This is a genomic window from Rhizobium phaseoli (assembly GCF_001664385.1).
In the GTDB taxonomy this organism is placed as follows: domain Bacteria; phylum Pseudomonadota; class Alphaproteobacteria; order Rhizobiales; family Rhizobiaceae; genus Rhizobium; species Rhizobium phaseoli.
Window position 1 is genome coordinate 128,970 of the sequence record NZ_CP013536.1, and the last position, 24,255, is coordinate 153,224.

At 62.9% G+C, this 24,255-nt stretch carries 18 protein-coding genes and 1 pseudogene; 9 read left to right on the plus strand and 10 right to left on the minus strand.

The annotated features are described in order from the left end of the window. Window positions 1-23: 23 nt before the first annotated feature. Together AMC88_RS27860 and AMC88_RS27865 are read left to right on the plus strand one after the other, a co-directional pair. A complete protein-coding gene (locus AMC88_RS27860) occupies window positions 24-2,489 on the plus strand; it encodes a glycoside hydrolase family 3 C-terminal domain-containing protein (RefSeq protein WP_064820388.1) in 2,466 nt (821 codons plus the stop codon). 291 nt (window positions 2,490-2,780) lie between these two features. Continuing rightward, on the plus strand, window positions 2,781-3,251 hold the full coding sequence (locus AMC88_RS27865) for an Hsp20 family protein (protein WP_010025597.1): 471 nt from the start codon (window positions 2,781-2,783) through the stop codon (window positions 3,249-3,251). A gap of 226 nt (window positions 3,252-3,477) precedes the next feature. On the opposite strand, the gene AMC88_RS27870 is transcribed toward AMC88_RS27865, so the two are convergent. Both AMC88_RS27870 and AMC88_RS27875 read right to left on the minus strand, forming a co-directional pair. Then, window positions 3,478-4,014 carry an OmpA family protein gene (locus AMC88_RS27870; RefSeq protein ID WP_010009154.1) on the minus strand — a complete coding sequence of 179 codons (537 nt, stop codon included), beginning with the start codon at window positions 4,012-4,014 and terminating at the stop codon, window positions 3,478-3,480. Window positions 4,015-4,028: 14 nt separating this feature from the next. Next, window positions 4,029-4,703, minus strand: a complete 675-nt coding sequence (locus AMC88_RS27875; protein ID WP_004669178.1) for a L,D-transpeptidase — start codon at window positions 4,701-4,703, stop codon at window positions 4,029-4,031. A 655-nt stretch (window positions 4,704-5,358) separates the two neighbouring features. Between AMC88_RS27875 and AMC88_RS27880 the strand changes: the two genes are divergently transcribed. Together AMC88_RS27880 and fhuF are read left to right on the plus strand one after the other, a co-directional pair. Then, a complete protein-coding gene (locus tag AMC88_RS27880) occupies window positions 5,359-7,533 on the plus strand; it encodes a TonB-dependent siderophore receptor (RefSeq protein ID WP_064820387.1) in 2,175 nt (724 codons plus the stop codon). 4 nt (window positions 7,534-7,537) lie between these two features. Further along, window positions 7,538-8,323, plus strand: coding sequence for a siderophore-iron reductase FhuF (fhuF, locus tag AMC88_RS27885; RefSeq protein ID WP_004669166.1), 786 nt, complete (start codon window positions 7,538-7,540; stop codon window positions 8,321-8,323). 12 nt (window positions 8,324-8,335) lie between these two features. On the opposite strand, the gene AMC88_RS27890 is transcribed toward fhuF, so the two are convergent. Next, on the minus strand, window positions 8,336-9,253 hold the full coding sequence (locus AMC88_RS27890; protein ID WP_064820386.1) for an AraC family transcriptional regulator: 918 nt from the start codon (window positions 9,251-9,253) through the stop codon (window positions 8,336-8,338). A gap of 95 nt (window positions 9,254-9,348) precedes the next feature. Between AMC88_RS27890 and AMC88_RS27895 the strand changes: the two genes are divergently transcribed. Beyond that, on the plus strand, window positions 9,349-10,098 hold the full coding sequence (locus AMC88_RS27895) for an SDR family oxidoreductase (RefSeq protein ID WP_004669160.1): 750 nt from the start codon (window positions 9,349-9,351) through the stop codon (window positions 10,096-10,098). Window positions 10,099-10,111: 13 nt separating this feature from the next. On the opposite strand, the gene fhuB is transcribed toward AMC88_RS27895, so the two are convergent. From fhuB to AMC88_RS27910, 3 genes are read right to left on the minus strand one after another with little or no spacing between them, the layout of a single operon-like run. Beyond that, window positions 10,112-12,076 (minus strand): Fe(3+)-hydroxamate ABC transporter permease FhuB, encoded by a 1,965-nt coding sequence (gene fhuB / locus AMC88_RS27900; protein ID WP_064820385.1) that lies wholly within the window; start codon window positions 12,074-12,076, stop codon window positions 10,112-10,114. Continuing rightward, window positions 12,073-12,906 carry an iron-siderophore ABC transporter substrate-binding protein gene (locus AMC88_RS27905; RefSeq protein ID WP_064820384.1) on the minus strand — a complete coding sequence of 278 codons (834 nt, stop codon included), beginning with the start codon at window positions 12,904-12,906 and terminating at the stop codon, window positions 12,073-12,075. Before AMC88_RS27905 ends, fhuB begins: the two co-directional genes overlap by 4 nt. Before the next feature lie 32 nt (window positions 12,907-12,938). Continuing rightward, a complete protein-coding gene (locus AMC88_RS27910) occupies window positions 12,939-13,430 on the minus strand; it encodes a GNAT family N-acetyltransferase (RefSeq protein ID WP_064820383.1) in 492 nt (163 codons plus the stop codon). A 164-nt stretch (window positions 13,431-13,594) separates the two neighbouring features. Here AMC88_RS27910 and AMC88_RS32755 point away from each other — a divergent pair, with 164 nt between their 5' ends. Continuing rightward, window positions 13,595-14,251, plus strand: a complete 657-nt coding sequence (locus tag AMC88_RS32755; RefSeq protein WP_081279304.1) for a sigma-70 family RNA polymerase sigma factor — start codon at window positions 13,595-13,597, stop codon at window positions 14,249-14,251. On the opposite strand, the gene AMC88_RS27920 is transcribed toward AMC88_RS32755, so the two are convergent. The 3 genes from AMC88_RS27920 to AMC88_RS27930 are packed head-to-tail and all read right to left on the minus strand — an operon-like array spanning window position 14,142 to window position 17,741. After that, complete coding sequence (locus AMC88_RS27920) at window positions 14,142-15,329, minus strand: PLP-dependent transferase (protein ID WP_064820382.1); 1,188 nt, start codon at window positions 15,327-15,329, stop codon at window positions 14,142-14,144. The two genes, AMC88_RS32755 and AMC88_RS27920, sit on opposite strands and share 110 nt — an antisense overlap. A 10-nt stretch (window positions 15,330-15,339) precedes the next feature. Continuing rightward, window positions 15,340-16,758, minus strand: a complete 1,419-nt coding sequence (locus AMC88_RS27925; RefSeq protein ID WP_064830125.1) for an MATE family efflux transporter — start codon at window positions 16,756-16,758, stop codon at window positions 15,340-15,342. Beyond that, window positions 16,755-17,741, minus strand: a complete 987-nt coding sequence (locus tag AMC88_RS27930) for a GNAT family N-acetyltransferase (protein WP_170965664.1) — start codon at window positions 17,739-17,741, stop codon at window positions 16,755-16,757. The genes AMC88_RS27925 and AMC88_RS27930 overlap by 4 nt, the downstream gene beginning before the upstream one ends. Window positions 17,742-17,935: 194 nt before the next feature. Between AMC88_RS27930 and AMC88_RS27935 the strand changes: the two genes are divergently transcribed. The 3 genes and pseudogenes from AMC88_RS27935 to AMC88_RS27945 all read left to right on the plus strand — a co-directional run bounded on the left by AMC88_RS27935 (window position 17,936) and on the right by AMC88_RS27945 (window position 23,521). Continuing rightward, window positions 17,936-18,154: an MbtH family protein gene (locus AMC88_RS27935; protein ID WP_004669143.1), complete on the plus strand. Its 219-nt coding sequence runs from the start codon at window positions 17,936-17,938 to the stop codon at window positions 18,152-18,154. An 18-nt stretch (window positions 18,155-18,172) separates the two neighbouring features. Further along, window positions 18,173-22,166: pseudogene (locus tag AMC88_RS27940) on the plus strand (non-ribosomal peptide synthetase). After that, the gene (locus AMC88_RS27945) at window positions 22,163-23,521 is read left to right on the plus strand and encodes a lysine N(6)-hydroxylase/L-ornithine N(5)-oxygenase family protein (protein ID WP_064820378.1); all 1,359 of its coding nucleotides are present in this window, start codon (window positions 22,163-22,165) and stop codon (window positions 23,519-23,521) included. Before AMC88_RS27940 ends, AMC88_RS27945 begins: the two are co-directional and overlap by 4 nt. On the opposite strand, the gene AMC88_RS27950 is transcribed toward AMC88_RS27945, so the two are convergent. Continuing rightward, the gene (locus AMC88_RS27950) at window positions 23,494-24,213 is read right to left on the minus strand and encodes a 4'-phosphopantetheinyl transferase family protein (protein ID WP_064820377.1); all 720 of its coding nucleotides are present in this window, start codon (window positions 24,211-24,213) and stop codon (window positions 23,494-23,496) included. The genes AMC88_RS27945 and AMC88_RS27950 overlap by 28 nt on opposite strands. Window positions 24,214-24,255 lie beyond the last annotated feature (42 nt).

Below are 24,255 nucleotides of genomic sequence, written 5' to 3' on the forward strand. Positions count from 1 at the left end.
AAGGGCTTGCTTGGGAGGTTTGCATGATCGATTCCATTCTCGACCAGATGACGCTGGAGGAGCAGGTCTCGCTGTTGTCGGGCGCCGATTTCTGGACGACGGTTCCAGTCGAGCGTCTCGGCGTGCCCAAGATCAAGGTGACGGACGGTCCGAATGGAGCGCGCGGCGCCGGCTCGCTGGTCGCGGGCGTCAAGGCGACCTGCTTTCCCGTCGCCATTGCGCTCGGGGCCAGCTGGAATCCCGGGCTCGTCAGGCAGATGGGCGCGGCACTTGCCCGCCAGGCAAAGAGCAAGGGTGCCGCCGTGCTGCTCGCGCCCACGGTCAATATTCATCGCTCCGGCCTCAACGGCCGCAATTTCGAATGTTATTCCGAAGATCCGATGCTGACCGCGGAACTGGCTGTCGCTTATATCGAGGGCGTGCAGGGCGAGGGGGTGGCGGCGACGGTCAAGCATTTCGCCGGCAATGAATCGGAGATCGAGCGGCAGACCATGTCTTCCGATATCGACGAGCGGACGCTGCGCGAAATCTACCTCCCGCCCTTCGAGCAAGCCGTCCGTCGCGCCGGCGTCATGGCCGTCATGTCCTCCTATAACCGCCTGAACGGCACCTATACGAGCGAGCATCACTGGCTCTTGACCAAGGTGCTGCGCGAGGAGTGGGGCTTCGACGGCATCGTAATGTCAGACTGGTTCGGCTCTCACTCGACGGCTGAGACAATCAATGCCGGCCTCGATCTCGAAATGCCGGGCCCCGCGCGCGATCGCGGCGACAAACTGGTCGCTGCCGTGCTCGAGGGCAAGGTCGATGCCGCGACGGTGCGCGCTGCGGCGCGGCGCATATTGGTTTTGCTGGAGCGGGTCGGCGCGTTCAAGGAGAAACCCGATCTCACCGAGCGGGCGGTCGACCTTCCGGAAGACCGGGCGCTGATCCGGCGTCTCGGCGCGGAAGGCGCAGTGCTTCTGAAGAACGACGGCATCCTGCCAATTGCCAAGGCCTCGCTCGACCGCATCGCTGTTATCGGCCCCAATGCGGCCAGCGCCCGCGTCATGGGCGGCGGCAGCGCGCAGATCGCGGCGCATTATACGGTGAGCCCGCTCGAAGGCATTCGCGCCGCTCTCTCCAATGCCAACAGCATCAGCCATGCCGTCGGCTGCCGCCATAATCGGCTGATCGATGTGTTCAAGGGAAAGATCGCGGTCGAGTATTTCAAGGGGCGCGGCTGCAAGGGCGATCCGCAGCACGTCGAAACGGTCGACAAGGGCGAATTCTTCTGGTTCGAACTGCCGTCGGGCGAACTCGACCCAGCAGACTTCTCGGCCCGGATGACGATGCGATTCGTGCCGGAGGAGAGCGGCGAGCATGTGTTCGGCATGACTAATGCCGGCCTGGCGCGGCTGTTCGTCGACGGAATGCTGATGGTAGACGGCCATGACGGCTGGACGCGCGGCGAGAACTATTTCGGCACCGCCAACGACGAACAGCGCGGTATCGCACCGCTTGATGCCGGCCGGTCATACGAGATCGCCGTCGAATTTGAGCCGTCGACCGCGACCGAGGAGGGGATCAACCTCATCGCTGTGCGCTTCGGCGTCGAAAAGCCGCTCGGCGACGCCGACATCGAGGCGGCCGTCGAGACCGCCCGTAATGCCGACGTCGCGCTTCTCTTCGTCGGCCGCGACGGCGAGTGGGATACCGAAGGGCTGGACCTACCAGATATGCGGCTGCCCGGCCTGCAGGAGGAACTGATCGAGCGGGTTTCGGCCGTCAATGCCAATACCGTAGTCGTGTTGCAGACCGGCGGCCCGGTGGAAATGCCCTGGCTCGGCAACGTTCGCGCCGTGTTGCAGATGTGGTATCCGGGGCAGGAACTCGGCAACGCCGTCGCCGATGTGCTGTTCGGCGATGTCGAGCCCGGTGGGCGCCTGTCACAGACCTTCCCCAAGGCGCTTGCCGACAATTCCGCCATGACAGGCGATCCTGCGGTCTATCCCGGCCAGGATGGGCATGTACGTTATGCCGAAGGCGTCTTCGTCGGTTACCGTCACCACGACAGCCGCGCCGTCGCTCCGCTCTTCCCTTTCGGCTTCGGCCTTGGCTATACGCGCTTCCGTTGGAGCGAACCGCGGGTGTCGGCCAGCGAAATGGATGCTGACGGGGTGACCATCAGTGTCGACTTGACCAATATAGGCGATCGGCCTGGATCGGAACTGGTTCAGCTTTATGTGCGTTCGCCCAAATCCAAAGTGGAACGGCCGGACAAGGAACTGCGCGCCTTCGCCAAGCTTTCGCTGCAGCCTGGCGAAACGGGCACGGCGGTCATGAAGGTCGTGCCGCGCGACCTCGCTTACTTTGACCCTGAGGCTGGTACCTTCCAGGCAGAACCGGGTGACTATCAGCTGATTATTGCAGCCAATGCCGCAGATATAAAATCCGTGATCGAACTGCGGTCACCGGTCAGCTATCTGTTGCCGCCGTCGTACGCGTGATTGCCTAGCGTGGTGATGCCTCTGCTTGTCATCGGATCTTCTCCAAAAATCTTCCAGCACTCGAAGAACATCATCAGGTGCCAAACGATTTAGGTGAACAAAAACAGACTTCAAAACGTCGTGGGCTCGCCCGAAATACGTGCAGAAATTTTTTCGACGCATCTCTTGAATCGAAAAAACAGGCAAACCAGATCATGTTCGTCGGCAGCGCAAAAGCGGGCCGGCAGCCCGCGTGGAGACATCGGTTTGCGACGCGTCTCCACCCCATGTTGCTTTACGGAGGATATGGCTATGAGAAACGAACTTGACTTCGCTCCCCTTTACCGGTCCAGCATCGGCTTCGACCGTGTCTTCAATCTGCTGAACAATGCGCAGCGGCTGCAAGCGATCGATGCGTGGCCGCCCTATGACATCGTCAAGACGGGCGAAGACGACTATCGCATTCAGATGGCGGTTGCCGGTTTCGCCGAGGCCGACCTCGAAATAACGCAGGAGCGGAACGTCCTTTTGGTGAAAGGGCAGAAGAACGAAGCGAAAGACGGCGAGTACCTGCATCGCGGCATCGCCGGGCGCACATTTGAGCGCCGCTTCGAGCTCGCGGATCACGTCAGGGTCGAGAATGCCTCGCTGATGAATGGTATTCTCTCGATCGCGCTGAAGCGTGAAGTGCCTGAGGCCATGAAGCCGCGCAAGATCGCCATTGGAGACGGCTTCTCTCAGCAGGCGCCTCTTCAGATCGATGCCGAACGTCAGGTGGCTTAAGGAGAGCTTCTTCATGAAGTCCCGGATAAAGCCGTTTATCGTGCAGATAAAGAAACGTCGCGGAAGCATCGCGAAGGATGCGGGAAAGCCTCTGCTTTTGAAGCAACTAGGCAAGCTCCGCACCGCGACCTCGGTTCTTGAAGCACGATCCTGAACAGGAATTGAACATCAAAAGGGCCGGCGCCGCGTGCCGGCCCTCAATCGTCGAAGCAGCAGGTTCCTGCGATCAGGCCGCGTCCGGTTCAGTTCGCAGATTGGTGACGACGCGCCGGTTCTGCACCTTGCAGGAGCGGTCCGTGCAGTCGCGAACCTCGCGGTCGTTTCCATAACCCTTCGCCCACATGCGCTTCGGGTCCACCCCCTTCGAGGCAAGATAGGCCATCGCCGCGTCGGCGCGCTTCTGCGACAGTGTCTGCATTTTCGATGCGGAGCCGGAATCGTCGGCAAATCCCTGCAGCTTGAGCAGCCAGGTCGGGTTTCTGTTGAGCCAGGCGGCCTGGTTATCCAGAGTTGCCATGGCGACGGAATCGAGGGTGGCGGAATCCTGTTTGAAGTAGATCCGCCGGCCGACATTGAGGATGAAATCCTCTTCGCTGCCGGCCGCGACGTTTTCGAACCCCGGCGCCGGATCATTGGTCTGGCCGGTCATCGGCGCCGCAGTCGGTTCTTCCAGGGCGGCGATCTCAGTGGTGGAGCAGGCGGCAAGCGCCAGGAGCATGGCCGCGGCGAGAAGGCGGCTCGTATATCCGGTTATAGCAGACATCAGGGTAAGGTTCCTTATTCGACCGGAGTTGTTTGGCTGACTTGCGTGGTGCTTTCGGCCTGATCGGCAATGTGCGGCAGCACCTGCACCGCCGTGCCGATCGGGCAGCGCTGATAGAGATCGATGGCGTCCTCGTTGAACATGCGGATGCAGCCGCTGGAGGCGTCCTTGCCGATGCTCCAGGGCTCCAGCGTGCCGTGGAAGCGATAGCCGGTGTCGACGCCGTCACGATGCAGATACATGGCGCGAGGCCCGAGCGGATTTTTCGGTGAACCGCCATCGACGAATTCCGGCAGTTCAGGATGGCGCTTGCGCATCTCCGGCGGTGGCGTCCAGCGCGGCCAGAGCGATTTGGCGTCGATCGTGGCGCGACCGAACCATTTGAAACCTTCGCGGCCGACGCCGACGCCGTATCGAATGGCTGTCTTGTTCTCCATGATCACGTAGAGGAAATGGTGCCTTGTATCGACGACAACGGTGCCGATCGGCTCACTGCTGAAGTATTTGACGACCTGGCGGTGCCACTTTTTGTCGATTTTGGCGAAATTGGTGCTGCGATACGTGACGCCGTTATCGACTGCCGTGCCGTCAAAAAAAGAAGATGCGGCGGCGAGCGTCGGTTTGCGAACGGCGCCTGCACCAAGCAATGCCAGTCCACCAACCACAATATTCCTGCGAGTCCACACCATCGGCCAAATCCCCCCTGAAAGCCAATTAGCGAAATGTCAGTAAATCAGATTTTTCATTTGCCTCAATAGAAAACTCCTCAGCTTTTTCAGGGGCCGATAACGCGTTGGGGATCGATCGCATCGTTATCTCCCGATCGTTACTCGGCGAAGGATGATGATTTACTCAGAAACACACGAGTCTCCGGCGCCGAGGGTTGGGGCAGCTCGCTCCCGTATCGAGATGTTTGGGCGGCCCCACGGCTTGTCTCTGCCCATCTGCAGGTCCTGATATTCCGACGGCAGATCGGTTGTATCAAAAGAATTGTCTATCCCAGGCGGCACCTGTTGCATAGGTTTCATGCGACTCTCTTAGCGGGATCTTCCCATTTACCGGATTTCATCATGCCGCCGATAGCCGTTGCCGCCTTGATAGCCGCCGTCTTCTGGCGCTTCGCAATCCGACGCTACCAGGGCGTCGGCGGCTGACATGCCGCAGCTGGATCATTGGCCATCGCGGTAATGCGCTCTCAGATCTTGAGGCTGCGTGCAACCTGTTCGGGAATACCGGGCGTGCATAAATTATCGATTAAAAGATGACAAAAAAAATCATCTTATGTTGACAAGGCCCATTGCGCTCCATAGGTTCCGCCCGCATCCGTGACGCAGGGACAGAGCAATGCCGCATGTTTTTTTGAATGTTTCTAAGAATCTACCAAAAATCTGTAGAGATAGCCTCGCGGCTACGACAGCGATCCTGCTGATCGGTATTTCAGCATCGCCGGCTTCCGCTCAGAGCGCCACCGACGGCGACACGGCGACGACCCTGGAACCGATCGTCATTCAAGGTGCATCCTCTGATAGCAAGACCGACAGGACGTCGGTTACCGCCAAAAACAGCGCGGGGGCGACCAAGATCAGCACGCCGCTGGTCGAGACGCCGCGTTCGATATCGGTCACCACCGAGAAGGAAATCGAGCAGCGCGGCGCGCAAAGCATCATCGAGGCGGTGCGTTATACCTCAGGCGTGACGACAGGGCCGAACGGCTTCGATCCGCGTTTCGACCAGATCTACATTCGCGGCTTCAACATCACGACAGTCGGAGACTTTCGTGACAGCCTGCGTCAGCCCTACATGAATTACGGCATGTTCCGCACCGATCCCTATCAGCTGCAGCGCGTCGAGGTGATCAAGGGACCGGTTTCCGTTCTCTACGGTGCGGGATCGCCGGGCGGCCTCGTCAACAAGATATCGAAGCTTCCAACCGAGGAACCGATCCGTGAGGTGGGCATTACCTACGGCACCAAGGACCGGCTGCAGGGGATGTTCGATTTCGGCGGGCCGATCAGCGAAGGCAACGACGATTTCCTCTATCGGATCGTCGGTCTCGCCCGTCGCGGCGACACCAATTTCGATATTGCCGACGACCGCTATTTCCTGGCGCCGTCCTTCACCTGGAAGCCCGACGAGGGCACGACGTTCACGGTGTACGGTCTGGCGCAGTCTGACGAGACCGACTCCAACGTCGGCGCGATCACGACCTTGGACGGGAAAATCCACGAGCTCAGGGAGAGCGATCCCGACTACGACTACCAGAAGGTCAAGCAGCAGCAGGTCGGCTATCAGTTCGAGCATGAATTCGACAACGGCCTGACCTTCCGGCAGAACCTGCGTTATTCGCATCTCGACCTGCAGGCCCGCTATCTCGGTGTGACCGGCTGGACCGGGACCGTCGCGCATCGCGGCACGAATGCGATCCGCGACGAAATGAATGTCTTCCAGGTCGACAATCAGCTCGAGGCGAAGTTTGACACGGGTCCGTTGGCCCATACGATGCTGTTCGGGCTCGATTACACCAATCTCCAGTCAAGCTTTGGCTACGGCGCCGGCGCGTCCGATCCGGCGTTCGACTTCGATATCGCCAATCCGACCTATGGTGTCTCGGGCGCCACGCCGGACTATAGTATCCTGGCTTCCGATGCCGACATGCGACAGGTCGGCATTTATGCGATGGACCAGATCGAGGTCGGGAATTGGCGGTTCAACCTCGGCGGCCGGCAGACCTGGGTGAACCAGACGCGCGATGCGACTTTGCCCGCGGTCAGCTCGGAGGAGGTCGATAAGAACGCCTTCTCCTGGCAAGCCGGTGCCCTCTATCTCTTCGACAACGGCATTGCTCCCTTCGTCTCCTACGCCACCTCGTTCGATCCGGTGACCAACCGTTCGACCTCAGGCAAGATCCTGGCGCCGACAGAGGGTGAACAGTACGAGGTCGGCGTGAAATACCAGCCGCCGGGCTCCGACATCCTGCTGTCGGCCGTTGCCTATCACATCGTTGAAAAGAACAAGCCGGTGCTGGTCGATCCGCTGTTGTTTGCCTATGGATCGATCGGTGAGGTGACCGGGAAGGGTATCGAACTCGAAGCCCGCGCGGCGGTAGCCGATGGTTGGGATCTTATTGCGGCCTACACCTACAACCAGTCAGAAGTGACGGGAGGCGGTGAAAACGAGGGCAATACGCCAGCCCTGACACCCTCGCATGTCGCCAGCCTCTGGGCCAACTATACGTTCCAGGAAACCAACCCCTTCCATGGCCTGTCTGTCGGCGCGGGTGTCCGTTATGTCAGCGAGAACTGGACGGATACGGCCAATACGTCGAAGAACCCCTCGAGCTTCTACATCGACGCGTCCGCCGCTTATGACTTCGGCGCGGTCGACAAGAAATACGAAGGCCTGACAGCCGCCTTCAATATCCGCAACATTGCCGATGAGCGCGACACCGTCTGCAACGAGGGCTTCTGCTACCTCGGCCAGGGCCGCAACATGACGGCAACCCTGAAGTATCGGTGGTGACGGCATGGCGGCAGAGATGAACGGGGCGGCCTCACGCCCTTCGATTGCCGATCATCCTGTCGCCCGACAGGCCGTCGACCTCGACGGCCTGGTGGGCGATGGCCCGTTCGCCTATTGCCGCGGCAAGCTGCTTGCTTCTGCGCCGCCGACCGGGATTGTCATTCCCTGCAGGGACCTTGGCGACCGGGAGGTGTTTGACGGCATCATCGCGCGCTATGCGCAGAAATTTCCGGGCAGCGACCGCCGTGCGATCGTCTCCATGTGGACGCTCTATTATTTCAGCATGCTGACGATCGCTCCGAGCGTCCATATGTTTGTAAACCGCATTGCGCTGCCATTGGACATCGACGGGCTGTCGCTGGTCTGCGATGGTGAGACAGGCGAGCCGGAAGCATTCGTGATGTCCGGCAGCCCCGAGCTTGCCACCGATCCGGCTGCCGAGCTTCACCGGCTGATGCTCGGCCATGCCGAGCCCGTGATCGCGGCGATTGCGGCCAATGCCGGCGTGGCGCCGAAGCTGCTCTGGAACAATGCCGCGGCATATCTTTCCTGGATCCTGAAAGAGATCGCCCACCGCCACGAGCCCGCTCTCGTCGAAGGCGGTCTGGCGCTGCTTGACGAAGCCGCATGGCCATGCGGCCGGCGCAATCCGATGTTCGGCATGATCCGCATGGCGCGCCAGCAATGCGGCTTCGAATTTGCTCGCCGCAAAGTCTGCTGCCTGCGCTATAACCTGCCGGGCGTTGGCGGCTGCGGTGAAGCCTGTCCGCTGCCGGACGGGCGGCATTGACGCCGCTCGGAGTCATGCGGCGGCGTTTGAAATGGTTTTTGACTGCTCGGCATATCTTGAGGGCGGTAATCCGGCAAAGCGTGTAAATGCCGTGCTGAACGCGCTTGCGGAGCCATATCCGACGCGCTCGGCGATCTCCTGAATGCCGATATCCTCCTGCCTTAGCAGGTTTTTGGCGAGCGCCATGCGCCACGATATGAGATATTCTATCGGCGCGAGGCCCACAGCGCGACGAAAGCGATTGAAAAACGCCGACCGCGACAGGGCAGCCTCGCCGGCAAGCTGCTGCACCGTCCATTCCTTGGAGGGATTTTCATGCAGCCGACGGATAGCCACAGCAAGGCGTGGATCGCCTAGGCCACGCAGAATTCCAAGCGGCGCCTTCTCCCCAGCATTCGAGCGCAGCGCCTCGACAAGCAATACTTCCAGCAGTCGCGCCAGGATCATGTTCTTTCCCGGCCGCTCGGCGCGGGCTTCGTCAGTGACGAGCTGAACGATCACGGACAGTCTGCTGTCGCCGCGGATATGGATGATCCGCGGCAGCAGGGAAACCAGCAAAGCCGCATCGGGCGAGCCGAAAGCGAAGTGGCCGACCAGCAATCGTGCATTCGGAGCCCCTTCGGGATCGCCGTGGCGCGTTTCTCCAGGAAGCATGGTGACGGTGAGGGGATCGATGCCGGGCGACAATCCGTCGTCGAGGCTCGACATCGTGAAGGCATGGGCGGCCGGGATCAGGATGAAGTCGCCTTCGCGCAGCGTGAGCTGCTTGTCCTCCGCGCTCAGCCGCGCAGAACCCTCCAGGACGACGCAGTAGAAAGGCTGGCCCGTTTCCTGGCGCTCAACGCGCCACGTCCCTGCGCCGCTGACGAACTTCGAATAGCGCGCCGCCGGCTGCAGCAGCGTGACCATTTCAGCCAGAGGGTCGCTCATCGATACGCCTGATAATGAAACGTGGACGATGCATGATATTCAGTAGCGATATCGCCGTCTACATCTATCGCCGTCAGCATGGATAGGAGACAGATATGAAGACGGTTCTCGTTACAGGATGCTCGTCGGGGTTCGGGCTGGAAATTGCCAGGTTCTTTCTCGCGCATGGCTGGAAGGTGATCGCCACCATGCGAACGCGGCGCCAAGACCTTCTGCCGATCTCGGACCATCTCAAGATCGTTGCGCTGGATGTCACGAGCCCTGAAAGCATCCGCGCTGCGGTTGAGACCGCTGGTCCTGTGGATGTGCTGGTCAACAACGCCGGCATCGGCTGGCTCAACGCCGTTGAGGGAACGCCAATGGAGATCGCTCGCGATGTTTTTGAGACGAACACTCTCGGAACGATCGCGATGACGCAAGCGGTTCTGCCGCAGATGCGGGAGCGGCGGGAGGGGGTCATCGTCAACATCACGTCGAGCGTGACGCTCAAGCCGCTCCCGCTCCTCTCGGTCTATACGGCCAGCAAAGCCGCGGTGAACGCCTTCACCGAGTCTGCCGCGCTCGAGCTAGAGCCATTCAATGTGCGCGTGAGGATCGTGCTCCCGGGGCGCGCGCCGGAGACGCGGTTCGGCGATACCGCGCGCTCACGGCTTCAACAACAGGGCGGCTTCCCGGAGGCTTATTCGTCGGTCGTCGCAGACGTATTCGCGTCCTGGGAGCAGCAATCGGCGACCGCTCTGACGCAGCCCGTCGACGTCGTCGAGGCAGTATGGCGCGCTGCGACCGATCCTTCCTCTCCGTTGCGCATCCCTGCAGGCGTCGACGCCGAAGCATTGACGGTATGAAGGCGGCGGCCCCTTAAGGTCGCCGGCGCAGAACGTACAGCAGCATCGGCGCCCCGACCAGGGCCGAGATCAATCCCGCAGGGACCTGGTAGGGGAAGGCGATCATGCGGCCGGCCCAGTCGGCGATGACGAGCAGGGTCGCGCCGATCAGCGCGGCGGCGAGGAGCTGGATGGAGGGACGGCGAAGTCCAAGCCCATGGGCAAGGTGCGGCGCCATCAGTCCGACGAAGCTCAAAGGGCCGACGACGAGCGTGGCGGCAGCTGTCATGATCGCCGAGAGCCCGAAGAGGACGCCGCGCGCCGGAGCAATCCTGAGGCCAAGTTCGCTCGCCGTCTCCGAGCCGAGCTGCAGCAGGGCAAGCCAGCGGCTTGCAAGAAAGGCCGCGATGATACCGGCGAGCGCAATCAGCATGGCGCTGGCCGCAACGTAGTTATCAACGAAATAGGTCGAGCCCGCCATCCAGCGGATCAGCGCCAGGCCGCGCGGATCGCCGCTTGCCGCGAGAACGCCGATCCCGGCGTCGAGGATCGCGCCGAAGGCGATGCCGGCGAGCAGCACGCGGTTCGGGCCGAAGCCCGAACGAGCGCTCAGGAGTAAGATCAGCAGCAGCACGGCAAGCGCGCCGCCGCCGGCAAAGGCAAGCTGGATGGTCAGCCCCGGTGCGGCGAAGGCGAACATGGCGGCGGCGACGCCGAGCGTTGCTCCCGCCGAAACGCCGAGCACTTCGGGACTTGCCATTTCATTTCCGGTCAGCCGCTGCAAGACCAGCCCCGTCACGCCGAGCACGGTTCCGGCGCCGAACGCAGCGGCGACGCGCGGCAGGCGAAGGGGAAGGATCTCATCCCACGCGGCGGCCGGCAGCCAGGCCCAGCTTCCGTCCGGCGCACGGCCGAAGAAGACCGCCGCCGTTGCCAAAGCGGCAACCGCGAGGAGCAGCAGGACAAGCGATGTGGTTCTGCTGCCGACTGCAATCTTTGGCGAGGCCATGCCGGGCAGGGCGCGGGTGGCGGTGGCAAGGCGAGGCAGGAGCGCAATGAGGATCGGTCCGCCGAGCAATGCGGTCACCGCCCCGGTCGGCACGAAATCGCCGGGAGCAAGCAGCTCGATCGCCTCATCGGTCAGAAGGAGCAGACCGGCGCCGGCAACGGGCGACCAGATCAATTGGCTGACGACGCGCCGTGCACCTGCCAGCCGGACGATCTGCGGGGCGACCAGACCGATGAAGCCGATGACGCCGACGGCGCTGGTGACGAGGGCGCTGAGCGCAATCGCGATCGCCAGGATGAAGCCGCGCGCCCATTTGATCGGCAGGCCGAGGCTCGTCGCGCCGGCATCGCCGAGCTGGGTCAGCGCCAGCGGCCGCGTGGCGAGAAGGGCAAGAGCGGCGAGCAGCGCCACCTTCGGCAGCAGCGAAATCGGGATCGCCCAGCTTTGCTGCGAAAGCGATCCGGCGCCCCAGATGAAGATCCCGGAAAGATATTGCTCGTTCGTCAAGATCAGGATGGCGGCCGCGGCCCCGCACCAGAGACCGATGATCATGCCGGACAGGATGAGGGAAAAGGGCGAGAAGCCATGCCGGGCGCTGATCGAGAAGATCGCGAAGGCGGCAGCGGCACTTCCGGCAAGCGCCACCGCGTCGCGGCCCCATCCCGTCAGCGACGGGAAGGCAAGCATGACGGAGACCAGCGCCAGATTGGCCCCGGCCGAAACGCCGAGCGTCGTCGGCGAAGCGAGCGGATTGCGCAGCACCTGCTGCAGGATCGTGCCCGACAGCGCGAGGGCGGCGCCGGTGATCAGGGCCGTGGCCATGCGCGGGAGCGTCGAATAGAGAAGGAGCAGGTGCTGGGCATCGTAACCGCCTGATGTCTCCAGATGCGGCAGCGCCGGCAGCACGTCGAGGAGAGCCAGGCCGAGGCCCGAAAACAGCAGCAGCGCCGCGAGTGCGGGCGCGCCGAAGCGGGAAATTTGCGCTGTCATCGGGCGGCAGTCTCCAGAACATCGACCATCAGGGTCGAAAAGCGCAGCGCTTCCTGGACCATTCCAAACATCAGCACGCCTGGAACGACCGAGATCTTCTGCCGCCGGACGAAGGGAAGGCTGGTCCAGAGCGGGCTTTCGGAAAGCCGGGTCAGGACATCGGGCGGCAGCAGCGGCGACACGACGACGAGGTGCGCCTGCTCGCCGAGTTCGGCGAGCTGCTCCAGGCCGATCGTCTGAAATCCCCAGTAGCTCGCCTCGCCCTTCCAGGCATTATCGAGGCCGATGCGGTTCATGGCGCCGCCGTAAAGTCCGGGGCCGCCATAGATGCGCGCATGCCTCTGGTCGATGAAATTGATGACGGCGACCGGCGGCGCCGACAGGCTTTTTATCCGGTTGCGCAGCCGATCGAACGTGGCGTCGGCGCGAGCGAGAAATGCTTCCGCTTCCTGACGTCGCCCGATCATGGCGCCGAGGCGGAGCGTTTCGGCGTAGGAGCGGCCGAGCGCCTCGCCATTCTCGGCATAGACGGTGAAGGTTTCCACGGGCGCGATCCGCGACAGTTTCTCATCCATGGCTGCAAGAAAGGGTGTGCTGAGGATGAGCGATGGCCGCAGGCTGGTCAGGACTTCGAGATTGATCTCGGCGGTGGTGCCGATATCGACGACGCCTGATGGCATCGCCGGCTCGACCACCCATTCCGGCCAGTTTCTCAAGGATGCGATTGCGCGCGGCACGCTGCCGAGGGCCAGCATTGTCGACGCCAATCCGTAGTCGAGCGAAACGACGCCTCCGTCACGAGCCTGTGCGATGGCGGGAGCACCGGTCATTGCCAGGGCGCCAAGAAGAAAATCTCGTCGTCTCAAAGCGTAGTCTCGCCTGGCTGCATCCCCGCGAGCGGCTTGACCATGAACAGGCACGGATGATCTTCATGCCAGAGTTTCGGAAACACCTCCGCCCTGACGAAGCCCGTCCGGTCATAAAAGCGCCGCGTCGCCTCGAATTGCGGCTCGTCGCGGCCGCGCGGCGCAAGCGTCTTGACCGTCAGCAGCCGGGCGCCGGATTCATGGGCGAAGCGTTCGGCCACATCGACGAGATGACGCCCGGCGCCGCGGCCGTGATAGTCGGGCCGGGTCGCGATCAGCGCGATCTCGACGGCATCAGGCAGGTGCGGCTTCAAGGCGATCATGGCGGTGACGACATCCGCTTCGACATACCCGAACACCGGCAGTTCCTCGACTGCCCGGGCGCTTGCCTCGATGACTCCGGGTTCCGAAAACCAGTCGGGCAAAGCCCCCATGATCGATCGGCAGAGCTCCGCCTTGCCGGTCAGAACCTCGACTGTCCGTCCCATTTTTTTCTCGCCTCCGCTCGGTCGATTTAAACTTGACTCCTGTTATCACCTTAAATTAGACACTGCAATCACATCGTGTACCTTTGTTCAAAAAGGAACACCGAGGCCGAACCGACCAGCAACGACAGAGCCTGATTTTCCATTTGTAAAAAGGGTACAGGACAATGCGAGCATCGCATCGTGATGTGAACGGAAATGCCGTGGTCAACGCCATGATCGAAAACAAGGATAAGCTCCTGAAGACGATCGAAAGCGTTGTTAAATCAAGGTCATATTCTGAAGATATATTTCAGGACGGCGTGATCAAAGCTTACGGGGTCAAAACCGACGACATCCGTTGCCCGATCGGTTACGCATTTCGGATGGTCTATAATCTCGCCCTCGACGAGAGCCGCCGACGGCGCCAGCGGGTGAGCAACTATAGGTCGATCGACCAGGTCCAGGAAATGACGGCGCCCATCCCCACCGTGCTCGATCAGCTGGTCGCCGCCGAGACCCTTCGTGATGTGCTTGCCTCGCTCGAGGCGCTGCCGAAGCGCACCAACGACGCCTTCATCCGCCATCGCCTGAACGGCGTGCCCCAGAAGGATATCGCAGCCGAACTCGGTGTCTCCCGGACACTCGTCAATTTCATGATCAAGGCGGCAGAGCAGCATTGCCATTTGGCAATGGCCGAGCCTGCTCGCCCCGATCACGAGCGCCCGCGGGATATCACCGCTTCGCGGCGTGCAGCGCCTGCTGCAAATCGTTCCACAGCAATTCCGGCTCTTCCAGCCCAACAGCGAAACGGATCGTCTGCTCGCTCACGCCGAACCGGATGAAAGTGGTCATCCGGTCGGGGATCTGCAGTGCGACCTTGGCCGGAACGACCAGCGTTTCCGGTCCTCCCCAGCTGACCCCGAGGCGGATCTCGCGAAGCGCGTTGACGAAGCGCGCGACATCGATATCGGGCGTCAGGTCGAAGGCGAAGAGCCCGGCGTAACCCGAGAGCGTCGCCCGCCCGGGATGATCCTGAAAGGCCGGGTGGCGGACACGCGCGATGTCGGGATGCTGCTTCAGCCGATTGGCGAGCAGAAGCCCGCTGCGCTCATGCTCCTTGAGGCGTACCCGCAGCGTACGCATACCGCGCAGCAGCAGCCAGGCCTCGAAGGGCGCGAGCTTGGCGCCCACATAGGGATAGGAGGTCGAGTTGATCTTCGCGATCGCCTCCTTCGACCCGACGACGACGCCGGCGACCGTATCGCTGTGGCCGCCGAGATATTTCGAGGCGGCGTGGATGACGATATCGACGCCATGCTGGATCGGCTTCTGAAAGAGCGGCGTCGCCCAGCTATTGTCGATGATCGTCGTCACGCCGGCCTCTTTCGCCATGGCCGACAGCGCCACGATGTCCTGAAGCTCGAAGATGAAGGAAGACGGGTTTTCGAGATAGAGCAGCTTGGCGCCCGGCAGCGTCTTGCGCACCTCTTCATGATCGGAGGGATCGACGAAATCGACGGTGACGCCGAGCCGGCCGAGCAGCTTCACCAGAAGGCGGTAGACATCATTGTAGAGGTGACGAACCGCAACGACGCGGTCGCCCGCTTCCACCAGGCTGAGAATGGTCGCGGTGATGGCGGCCGTTCCGCTGGAGAAGGCGCGTCCGTCTTCGGCGCCCTCGAGGCGGGCGACCAGCAGCTCGAATTCGCGGACGGTCGGATTGTCGCCGCGCGAATAGATGAAGTTGCGCGTCCGGCCGGCGAAGACATCCTCCATCGCCTCGTAGCTGTCATAGGTGAAGAGCGAGGTCTGGAAGATCGGCGGCGAGACGGCGTTGAAGGCGGCCGGGTCGACGGGCGTGAAGAGATCGTCGGCCGCCGCATGGGCGCCAAGGTCGCAGGGGCTGAACGACTGGTTCATGATAATCCTCTCATGGACAAAAGTTGGGATGGGGGCGGAGAGCGGTCGGATCGTCGGCCGACCGCTGCCGGAGCGCGGCGAGCGATCTTGCCAGGCAGACGCATGACAGCAGGCCGGTGAGCGCCGAGGCCAGGAACATGGCTGCGAGCAGGCCGGAAAAGCCGAAGCAGGGCGGCAGGAGCGAGAGCAGCGGAAAGAGAAGATATCCGTTCTGCGCCAGGCCGACGGCAAGCGCGGCTTTCGGCCTGCCCTGCGCCTGGAAGAGGATCAGCACGGTTTGCCGGAGGCCGAACAGCAGGAAGGGAAGATGGGTTGCGACGATCGCCTGGCCGGCGATCGAAAGCACGGCGGCTTCGTCGGTGAAGAACGCGGCAAGGCGCTCGGAAAAAATGATCGCTGCCAGCCCGTAGACGCCGCCGACCGCGCTCGTGACCACGGAAAGCATGCGGGCTGCCGCCAGCACGCGCGATATATCCCCGCGCCCCCAGGCAAAGCTCAGGATGGACTGCGCCCCGAGCGAAATGCCGATGACCGGCAAAGCGCCGACCGCAAGCAGCCGCAAGGCGATGCCGACGCCGGCGATGCCGTCTTCACCGTGATAGGTGCCGGCGACCGACAGCATCGCGGCAATCGCGCCCGCCGTCGCAAGGCTCGTCAGCGTCGTCGGTGCGCCCACAGCAAGCACCGGCTTGAGATGCCTGATATCGGCGAACCGCCAGGAGAACGTCGGCCGGATCGTCCCGAGACGTCTCGCATGGTAGGCGCCGTAGATCGAGAGCGCCACGAGCTGGGAGAGGATGGTTGCCATCGCCACGCCCTGCAGACCGAGACCGAAGCCGAAGATCATGATCGGGTCGAGGATGATGTTCAGCGCGAAGCAGGCGACGAGCGTCCACATGCTGAAGCGGGCGTTGCCCTCGGCGATCGCCAGGAAATCGAGAATGATCTGCGCCATCGTCAGCGGTATCGAGATCACGATGATGAGGAGATAACGCTGCGCCAGCGGCTCGATCGCCGGCGTGGCGCCGAACAGCAGGGCAGAGGGAAAGGCGACGATCGCAACCGCGCTTACCGCGCCGAAGGCGACTCCGGCGGCAAGGCTGACCGAGGCAAGGGTGCTCGCCCGCGACCGGTCGCCGGCGCCGAGCGCGCGCCCGACCTCGGTCGCGACACCGACGCCGATGCCTTCACCGAAAGCGGCGACGAGCATGAGGACCGGCAGCACGATCATGATGGCGGCGATCTGGTCTTCGCCGATCATGCCGACAAAGACCATGTTGATCGTGTGATGCGCGGCATTGATCGACAGGCCGAACATGGCGGGCAGCCCGAGCCGCAGCAGCAGCCGGAACAGGTGCGGGCTGGCAAGATCTTCCGGCGCAAGCCGCCGTTTCCGCAGACTGCCGCTCATTTCGCTCATGTCGTTCATGATGCGGGCACCCAGAGACGATCGCCGAAGAAGCGCTCGCGGCTCAACATGACGAGCAGCGCCCGCTTATGCGGAAAATCGACATGCTTGATCTTGGCGAAGCCCGAGCGGTCGAGATTGCGGATCTGCTGCTCGTGGCTGGCGCGCGGCTCGCCGACGATGCGTTGCGTGCGGGGATCGTCGAGGAAGATGAAATGCATCAGCGAGGGAAGCCAGGCGCTGATCCATTTCTTGCCGCGATAATCCGGCTCGCCGATCGCCACATGCCAGCCGCGATCATAATCGTCGGCATCGTAGAAGGGCCCGAGCCGGTTTTCCTTGGCCCAATAGACCTCGAAATAGCCGAAGGGGATATCAGCGAAACTGCCGATCAGCGGCAGCACATGCGGATCGGCGATCCGTTCTTCGAGGATCTCGCGGTGCTTGTCGAGCGAGCCCGCATCCTCCCAGATCGTGTTGACCTGCTCGTCGTTCATCCAGCGGTGGAAGGCGGCAAGATCGGTCTTGGGATCGGCCACCCGGAAGCTGATGTCCCGCTCCAGCCAGGGAATGAATCGCTGGTAGACGGTGCCCTTCGGCTTTGCCGGCCGGCGCGGATGATAGCGGCCGGCGGTCATTTCCTGCACGGGCGGCAGCGGATAGGTCAGCTGCGGCAGCCATAGCGACGGCCATTGCCACAGGATCGCGGAATCGAGCTTTCCCGCGCCCGAAATATGCGGCGGTAAGCTCGCCTGATGCCCCTCGAAACGGACCGACTTGATCGAGCGATCCTCCGCCGTCACCGCTTCGGCCGCCGCCATCAGAAGCTCCGCCGATTGCGTGGGATCACCGTGGTAGAAGGTGATTGTTGCGACGCCGGCCTCGGCCTCATAGGCGGCTTCGTGGTGCCCGTGCGCGGTCTTCAGGTGGACGATATTCGGGGCGAGCCTGATGTAGCTCCGCGACTGCAGAGTCCGCCTCTGTTTGGCGGCGTCGAAATCCATGATGTTCTCCTTGATCGGCAGGACTTTTGATGCTGCGAGCATGAAGCCCGCTCCTCTGCCGATTTGGTAGAATGACGATCCATCTCTGGCCGGATTTAGGGTTTGGTGAAGAAAAAAATTCTCATCAATTTTCTAAACTGCAGCCATCAGGATCCGTCATTTGCGCATGACATCCATCTCTGCAGGAGCTTCGAATGGACAATCTTGAGCCCCGCGACGATCTCTGGATCGTCGTCATCGACACCGAGCGCCACTACTCGGTCTGGCCGCAGGACAAGCGGATTCCGGTGAGCTGGGAGGCCGCGGGCTTCGCCGGTTCGCGCCAGGAATGCCTGGCCCATATCCGCGAGATCTGGACCGATCCCCGCCCGCTCTCCCTGCGCTCGGCCATGGCCGGCGATGCGCGTCTCTGAAAACCTCTGGATGGCAAGATGAACAAGCAGATCACCAATTTCGCCGATGCCCGTCCGACCGACGCAGTGGACGCCGTCTTCGAGAGTTTTCCGCTGACCATCGCGCAGAAGCGCATCTGGTCGCTGGAGCAGATCGGCAATTACACGGTCTTTCCCTACCAGGTCATCGGGCTGCGGCTGAGTGCCGCGATCGACATCGAGACGATTGCCGGCGCCTGCCGGGCGCTCGTGGCGCAAAACCCGTCGCTCGCCTCCCGCTTCCGCCGGCTGGCGGGCGGCCGCATCGAGCAATATCGCGGCGCGTCGAACGCTGTGCCGATCGAAATCCTCGGCAATGACGGCGCGGCTCTTTCCGAGCCGGATGCCTTGGCCGCACGGAAAGCCTTCCGCGACAAGCGCTCCGATCTCCTGGAAGGCCCCGGTGCGCGCATCCAGATCATCCGGCTTGCCGAGGCGCAATTGCTGCTGACGATCGTGCTGCATCCGATCATCTGCGACGACCGCGAAAAATCCGTGCTGGCGAGGTCGCTGGCGCGCATTCTCGATGGGCGAACCCGCCGGCGATATGCAGCCGGTGGAAATCACCGCCGGAACGCGGGAAGCCGATTGGCTGGAGACGGATGAGGCGCGGCAAGCGCTTGCCTATTGGCGCGATGCGATCGGCCTCGACTATGCGGCCTCGACCTTTCCGACCCGCTTCAACAGCGGCGGGCTGGCAGGCGTGGCGCGCGCCGAGCATCGGTTTTCGATCGAGCCCGAGCTCTGGGGCAAACTCGAACGGCATGCGGGGCGCAAGGGCGTTCAGGTCGAGCGCGTGCTGCATGCCGCTTTCTGCGCCCTGCTGGCGCGCTACAGCGGCAACTATTCCCTGCTGAACGGCCTCCTCGTCGCGCGGCCGCGCACCAAACATTTCGCCAGCCGCGGCCGCGCCGAACAGGTTCTTCCCCTCGTGCTTTCGCTGACCTCCAGGCACTCGCTCGACGACGTCGTCGCGGCGATCTCGTCGGTGACGGAGGAGGGGCTTGCCCGCCTCGTGCCGCTGGAGCGCATCACGCAGGAACTGGTCGTCGACGAGGCCGCCGCGCAAGAAGCCGTGGTCAAGGCTCTGTTCGAATTCCGCGAGCCTTATCCGGTCCCAAGGCAGGCGACGAACCTGGAACCTTCGGGCGCACGTGCCGACAGCGAGCTTTCCCTGGTGATCGAGGCGCGTGCCGATGGCGCCGCATACGGGCTGATCGACTATGCCGGGGATCTCTATGACGGCGCCCTGATCACCCGTGTCGCCCGGCATTTTTGCCTGGTGCTGGAGCAGATCGTCGCGAAGCCCGATCTCAGGATCAAGGATATCGAACTCGTGGGCAGCGACGAGCTCGACTGGTTGTCTGCACCCTATGAGGATGACGTCGTCAACGACGACAGGCCGGTGCATGAATTGATCGCCGCCCATTCGCGCCGGACGCCCGAGAACACCGCGATCGTCTATGGCGACGAGGAGTGGAGCCATGGCTGGCTGGAGGCGAGCACCAACCGCCTCGGGCATCGGCTGCGGCAGCTCGGCGTTCGCGCCGAAGTGACGGTCGCGATCTTCATCAAGCGTTCGCCCGAGGCGATCGTCGGCATCCTCGCCACCCTGAAGGCCGGCGGCGCCTATATTCCGGTCGAGCCCGGCCATCCGCCGGTGCGCAACCACCACATCCTACGCGATGGCGGCGTCAAGATCGTGCTCACCCATAGCTGGCTGCGCCGCCGCCTGCCGGAAGAGCTCGACGCGACCGTCCTCGAACTCGACAAGCTCGATCTCGACGGCGAGCCGGATACGCCGCTCTGTGTTCCGACGCACAAGGACCAGCTCGCCTATGTCATGTACACCTCGGGGTCGACAGGATTGCCGAAGGGTGTCGCCGTCGAGCACGGGCCGCTGACCCACCATCTGCAGAATACCTCGCGCGTCTACGGCATGAGCTCGGAATCCCGCGAGCTGCCCTTCCTGCCCTTCAGTTCGGACGGCGGCCATGAGCGGTGGATGAACCCGCTGATGGAAGGCGGCAGCATCATTCTTCCCGACCAGCCGCTGTGGACGCCGGAGGAGACGCTGACGGCGATGCGCAAGCATGGCGCCAACAATGCGAGCATTCCGACGACCTATCTGCAGCAGCTGGCGGAATGGGCTGACATTACCGACGGCGCGCCGCCGATGCGCCTCTATTCCTTCGGCGGCGAGGGGCTGGCGCAATCGACCTTCGATCTTCTGTCGCGGGCGCTGAAATCCGAGTGGCTCATCAACGGCTATGGTCCCACGGAAACAATCATGACGCCGATGGTCTGGAAGGTGAGGGCCGGCACCAAGTTCCAGGGCGCCTATGCGCCGCTCGGCCGCGCTGTCGGGCTCAGGCGCGTCTATGTGCTCGATCCCGACCTCAACCTGTGCCCGATCGGCGTGACCGGCGAGCTCTATATCGGCGGCGAGGGCATCGCGCGCGGCTATCTCGGCAAAGCAGATACGACGGCCGACCGCTTCATTCCCGACCCGTTCTCGAAGGAGGGCGGCCGGCTTTATCGCTCCGGTGATCTCACGCGCTGGCGTGAGGACGGAACGGTCGAATTCGTCGGCCGCGTCGACCATCAGGTGAAGCTGCGTGGTTACCGCATCGAGCTCGGTGAGATCGAGGCCGCGCTGCTCCAGCAGCCCGGCGTCGGCGAAGCCCTGGTCGTGCTGCGCGATGACGATGCCGGCGGCGAAAAGGCGCTGGTCGCCTATGTCGTGCCGAAGAAGGACGAGGGGCTTGATGCCGAGACTGTTCGATCCGGCCTCGAACGCAGCCTGCCATCCTACATGGTGCCGGCCTCCGTGGTCGAACTGGAGAAGATGCCGACCAATCCGAACAGCAAGCTCGACCGCTTCGCGCTGCCCGCACCCCAGCCGGTCAAACGCGCCATCGTCGAGCCGGCGACGGCGCTGGAAGAGGAGGTGCTGGATGTCTGGCGCCAGGTTCTCAAGCTGGAAGCGATCAGCGTGGAGGATAATTTCTTCGCCATCGGCGGCAATTCGCTGGGCGCGATCCGCATCCTTTCGCAGCTCAGGCAGCGCCGGCCGAAGGTTCCGCTGACTGTCGCCGATATCTTCAACAACCCGACCATCCGCGCCTTTGCCGGCGTGATGGAGCAGGGGGAGGAGCGCGATCTCTCCGAGGTGATCGTGCTGCGCGCCTCCGGCGCCAAGCCGCGACTCTATTGCTTCCCGGGGCTTCTGGTCAGCACCCGCGAATATGTGAAGCTCGTCGATTATCTCGGCGCCGACCAGCCGGCGACCGGCTTCATTTGCCATTCGCTGTCGGAAAAGAAGGAAGTCGGCGCGCCGATCGAAGAGATCATCGAGCCCTATGTCGATTATATCAGGACCCATAGCAGAGGCGCGCCCTGCACTTTCCTCGGCTGGTCCTGGGGCGGGCTTCTCGCCTATGAGGCCGCCCGCACCCTCGGCAACGAAGTCGATGTCAGGATGATGGCGATGGTCGACGTTTGCGATCTCGGCTCGGAATTCGCGATCGGCGCCAAGCCGCGCTTCCGCCCCGGCGAGCGCGACGCGCTGCATCGCAACGTGCAGGCATGGCTGCAGAAAACGGCGATGCGGCCCGAATGGGACCGGCTGCTGTCGACCATGGACGCCGATACCTATGAGCAGTTCCTGCGCTTCGTCGGCGACGAGAAGGATCCGCTTCCGACAGACGGGCCTGATATCAGCAGCCGCGAGCATACGTTCTGGGTGCTGATCGACAACGCCCTGATCTTCCGCAAGCATCGGCTCGTTCCCCATGACGTGCCGATCTATCCCTGGGCGGCCGACGACAGCCTCAACCGCGGCCTCAACCTGATCGATTGGCGCCGCCTGTCGCCACGGGCGCGGGCTGCCGAAATCATCACCGGCACCAACCATCTGCACATGATCGGGTCTCCCGCCTTCCATTCAAGGCTTGCCCTGCGTCTCAGGGAAACAGAGAAGGATAACGCATGACCGTCGCTTTTACCCGCAGGGACGCCCTCAACGAGCCGCTCGATCTTGCCGGGATCGGCATCGGTCCCTCCAATCTGAGCCTCGCCTGCCTGCTGGAATCCGTGCCCGAGGTCCGCAGCCGCTTCTTCGAGCGGCGCGGCGCCTTCGACTGGCATCCCGGCATGATGATGCCCGGCGTCGAGCTGCAGTCGTCCTTCCTGAAGGACCTCGTCACCCCGGTCCTGCCGACGAGCCGCTGGTCCTTCGTCTCCTATCTGGTGGCGCATAAGAGGCTCTACGCCTTCCTGAACGCCAATTACGACGCCGTGCCCCGGCAGGAATTCGCGCGTTATCTCGCCTGGGTCGCCAATGGCGTCGACGGTTTGCGTTACGGAACGGAGATCCACGACGTGGAGCACCGCGACGACCGTTTCGTCCTGCGCTTCGACAACGGCCAGGAGGAAGCGAAGAACCTGGTGATCGGCACGGGATCTTCGCCCTTCGTGCCCGATTGGGCGAAATCCTTCCTGGGCGCCGATTGCTTCCACAACAGCGAGGCCAAGTCGCGCCTCAAGGATCTTCGCGCCGCCCGCATCGTCGTGGTCGGCGGCGGCCAGAGCGGCGGCGAGGTGGTCGAAGCGCTGCTTGGCAATCCTGATGCGATGAAGGAGCTGATCTGGATCAGCCGGCGCCATAATTTCGAGCCGATCAACGACACGCCGTTTTCGAACCAGGTCTTCTCGCCGGAATATGTGCAGGCCTATCTCAAGCTCAGCGGCGAGCAGAAACAGGCGGCGCTGAAGAACTCGATCCTGACCAGCGACGGCCTGTCGATTTCGACGATCCACTCGATCTACCGCCGCCTCTACGCGCTGCGCTACCTCGATCAGAGCACCCTCACCGCATCCCTGTCGCCGAACCGCGACGTGATCCAGATGGAGCGGAACGGCAATGCCTATCGGCTGATCGTCCGCAACCACTTCGACGGCGGGATCGAGGTGCTGCATGCCGATGCGGTGGTGCTTGCAACCGGCTACAGGTTCCGTTTGCCGGATGCGCTCGGCTCGCTCAGCGAAAGGATAAGCCTCGACAGAAACGGCTATCCCACCTTGAACGACGACTACACGATGCAGTGGGCAGGTCCGCGGACCAACCGGCTGTTTGCGCAGAATGCCGGCCGATACTCGCACGGCATCGCCGACTCGCAGCTCAGCCTCATGGCCTGGCGCAGCGCCAAGATCGTCAACACGCTTCTCGGCCGGCAGCATTTCGATGCCGAGCCCGACAATGCGCAGCTGGTCTGGGCGACGGAGGCCGCTTCCGCCATGCCGCATCAGTTGCGGGCCGGCTATTCGGACGGCCTGCTCTCGTCCTGAAACATCCGGAGACGAATGCCGGGAGCGCCGGATTGGCAGCGGACGGCCAGCGCGACGACGTGCCGGCTGCCGCTCTCGAGCAGACGGTGATGCCATTGCCGGCCGGGTTCGGCGCTCTGAACCAGGACAGGAATGCCATCCTGCCAGGAAAAGGCGACGCTGCGGGGATCCTGGCGCAAGCCCAGCCCGAGCGCCTTGAGTTGACTCTCCTTGAGCGTCCAAAGGGCAACGGCCGCACGCGGACGTTCGCCCGCAGGCAATTGATCGAGCCAACGCCGTTCGTCCAGACTGCAATAGCTCTCCAACGCCGCCGCTTCGATCTCGGCGTCGGCGCGTTCACAGTCGATTCCGACGCGCTCGCATTCTGAAGTGACCGCGACCGCCACCAGCCCGTCGGCATTGGAAAGGCTGAACTGCAGCCTGTCGCGGCCCTCGACCGTCAGCTTGCCGTACCCACCAGCCAGCAACAGGACCTTGTCAGGCTGCGTTTCGGTATGCACGCCCAGCACTTGCCGTAGCAGATAGCGGCCGGCAATGAACGAGGTCCGGTCGCGTTCGAAGCGATAGGTCGCGGCGCGCTCCCGCTCATTCGGTGAAAGCGACCGTATCCAGCGCTCACTATCGCTCCCGTTCTTCGCATATTGCCAGAGCACGACATTTATGGCGGCCGGTTCATTGTCTGATTGCTGCATGAGGCCAGTATGCGTAACGCGCCCCCATTGGCAATCGCCGCG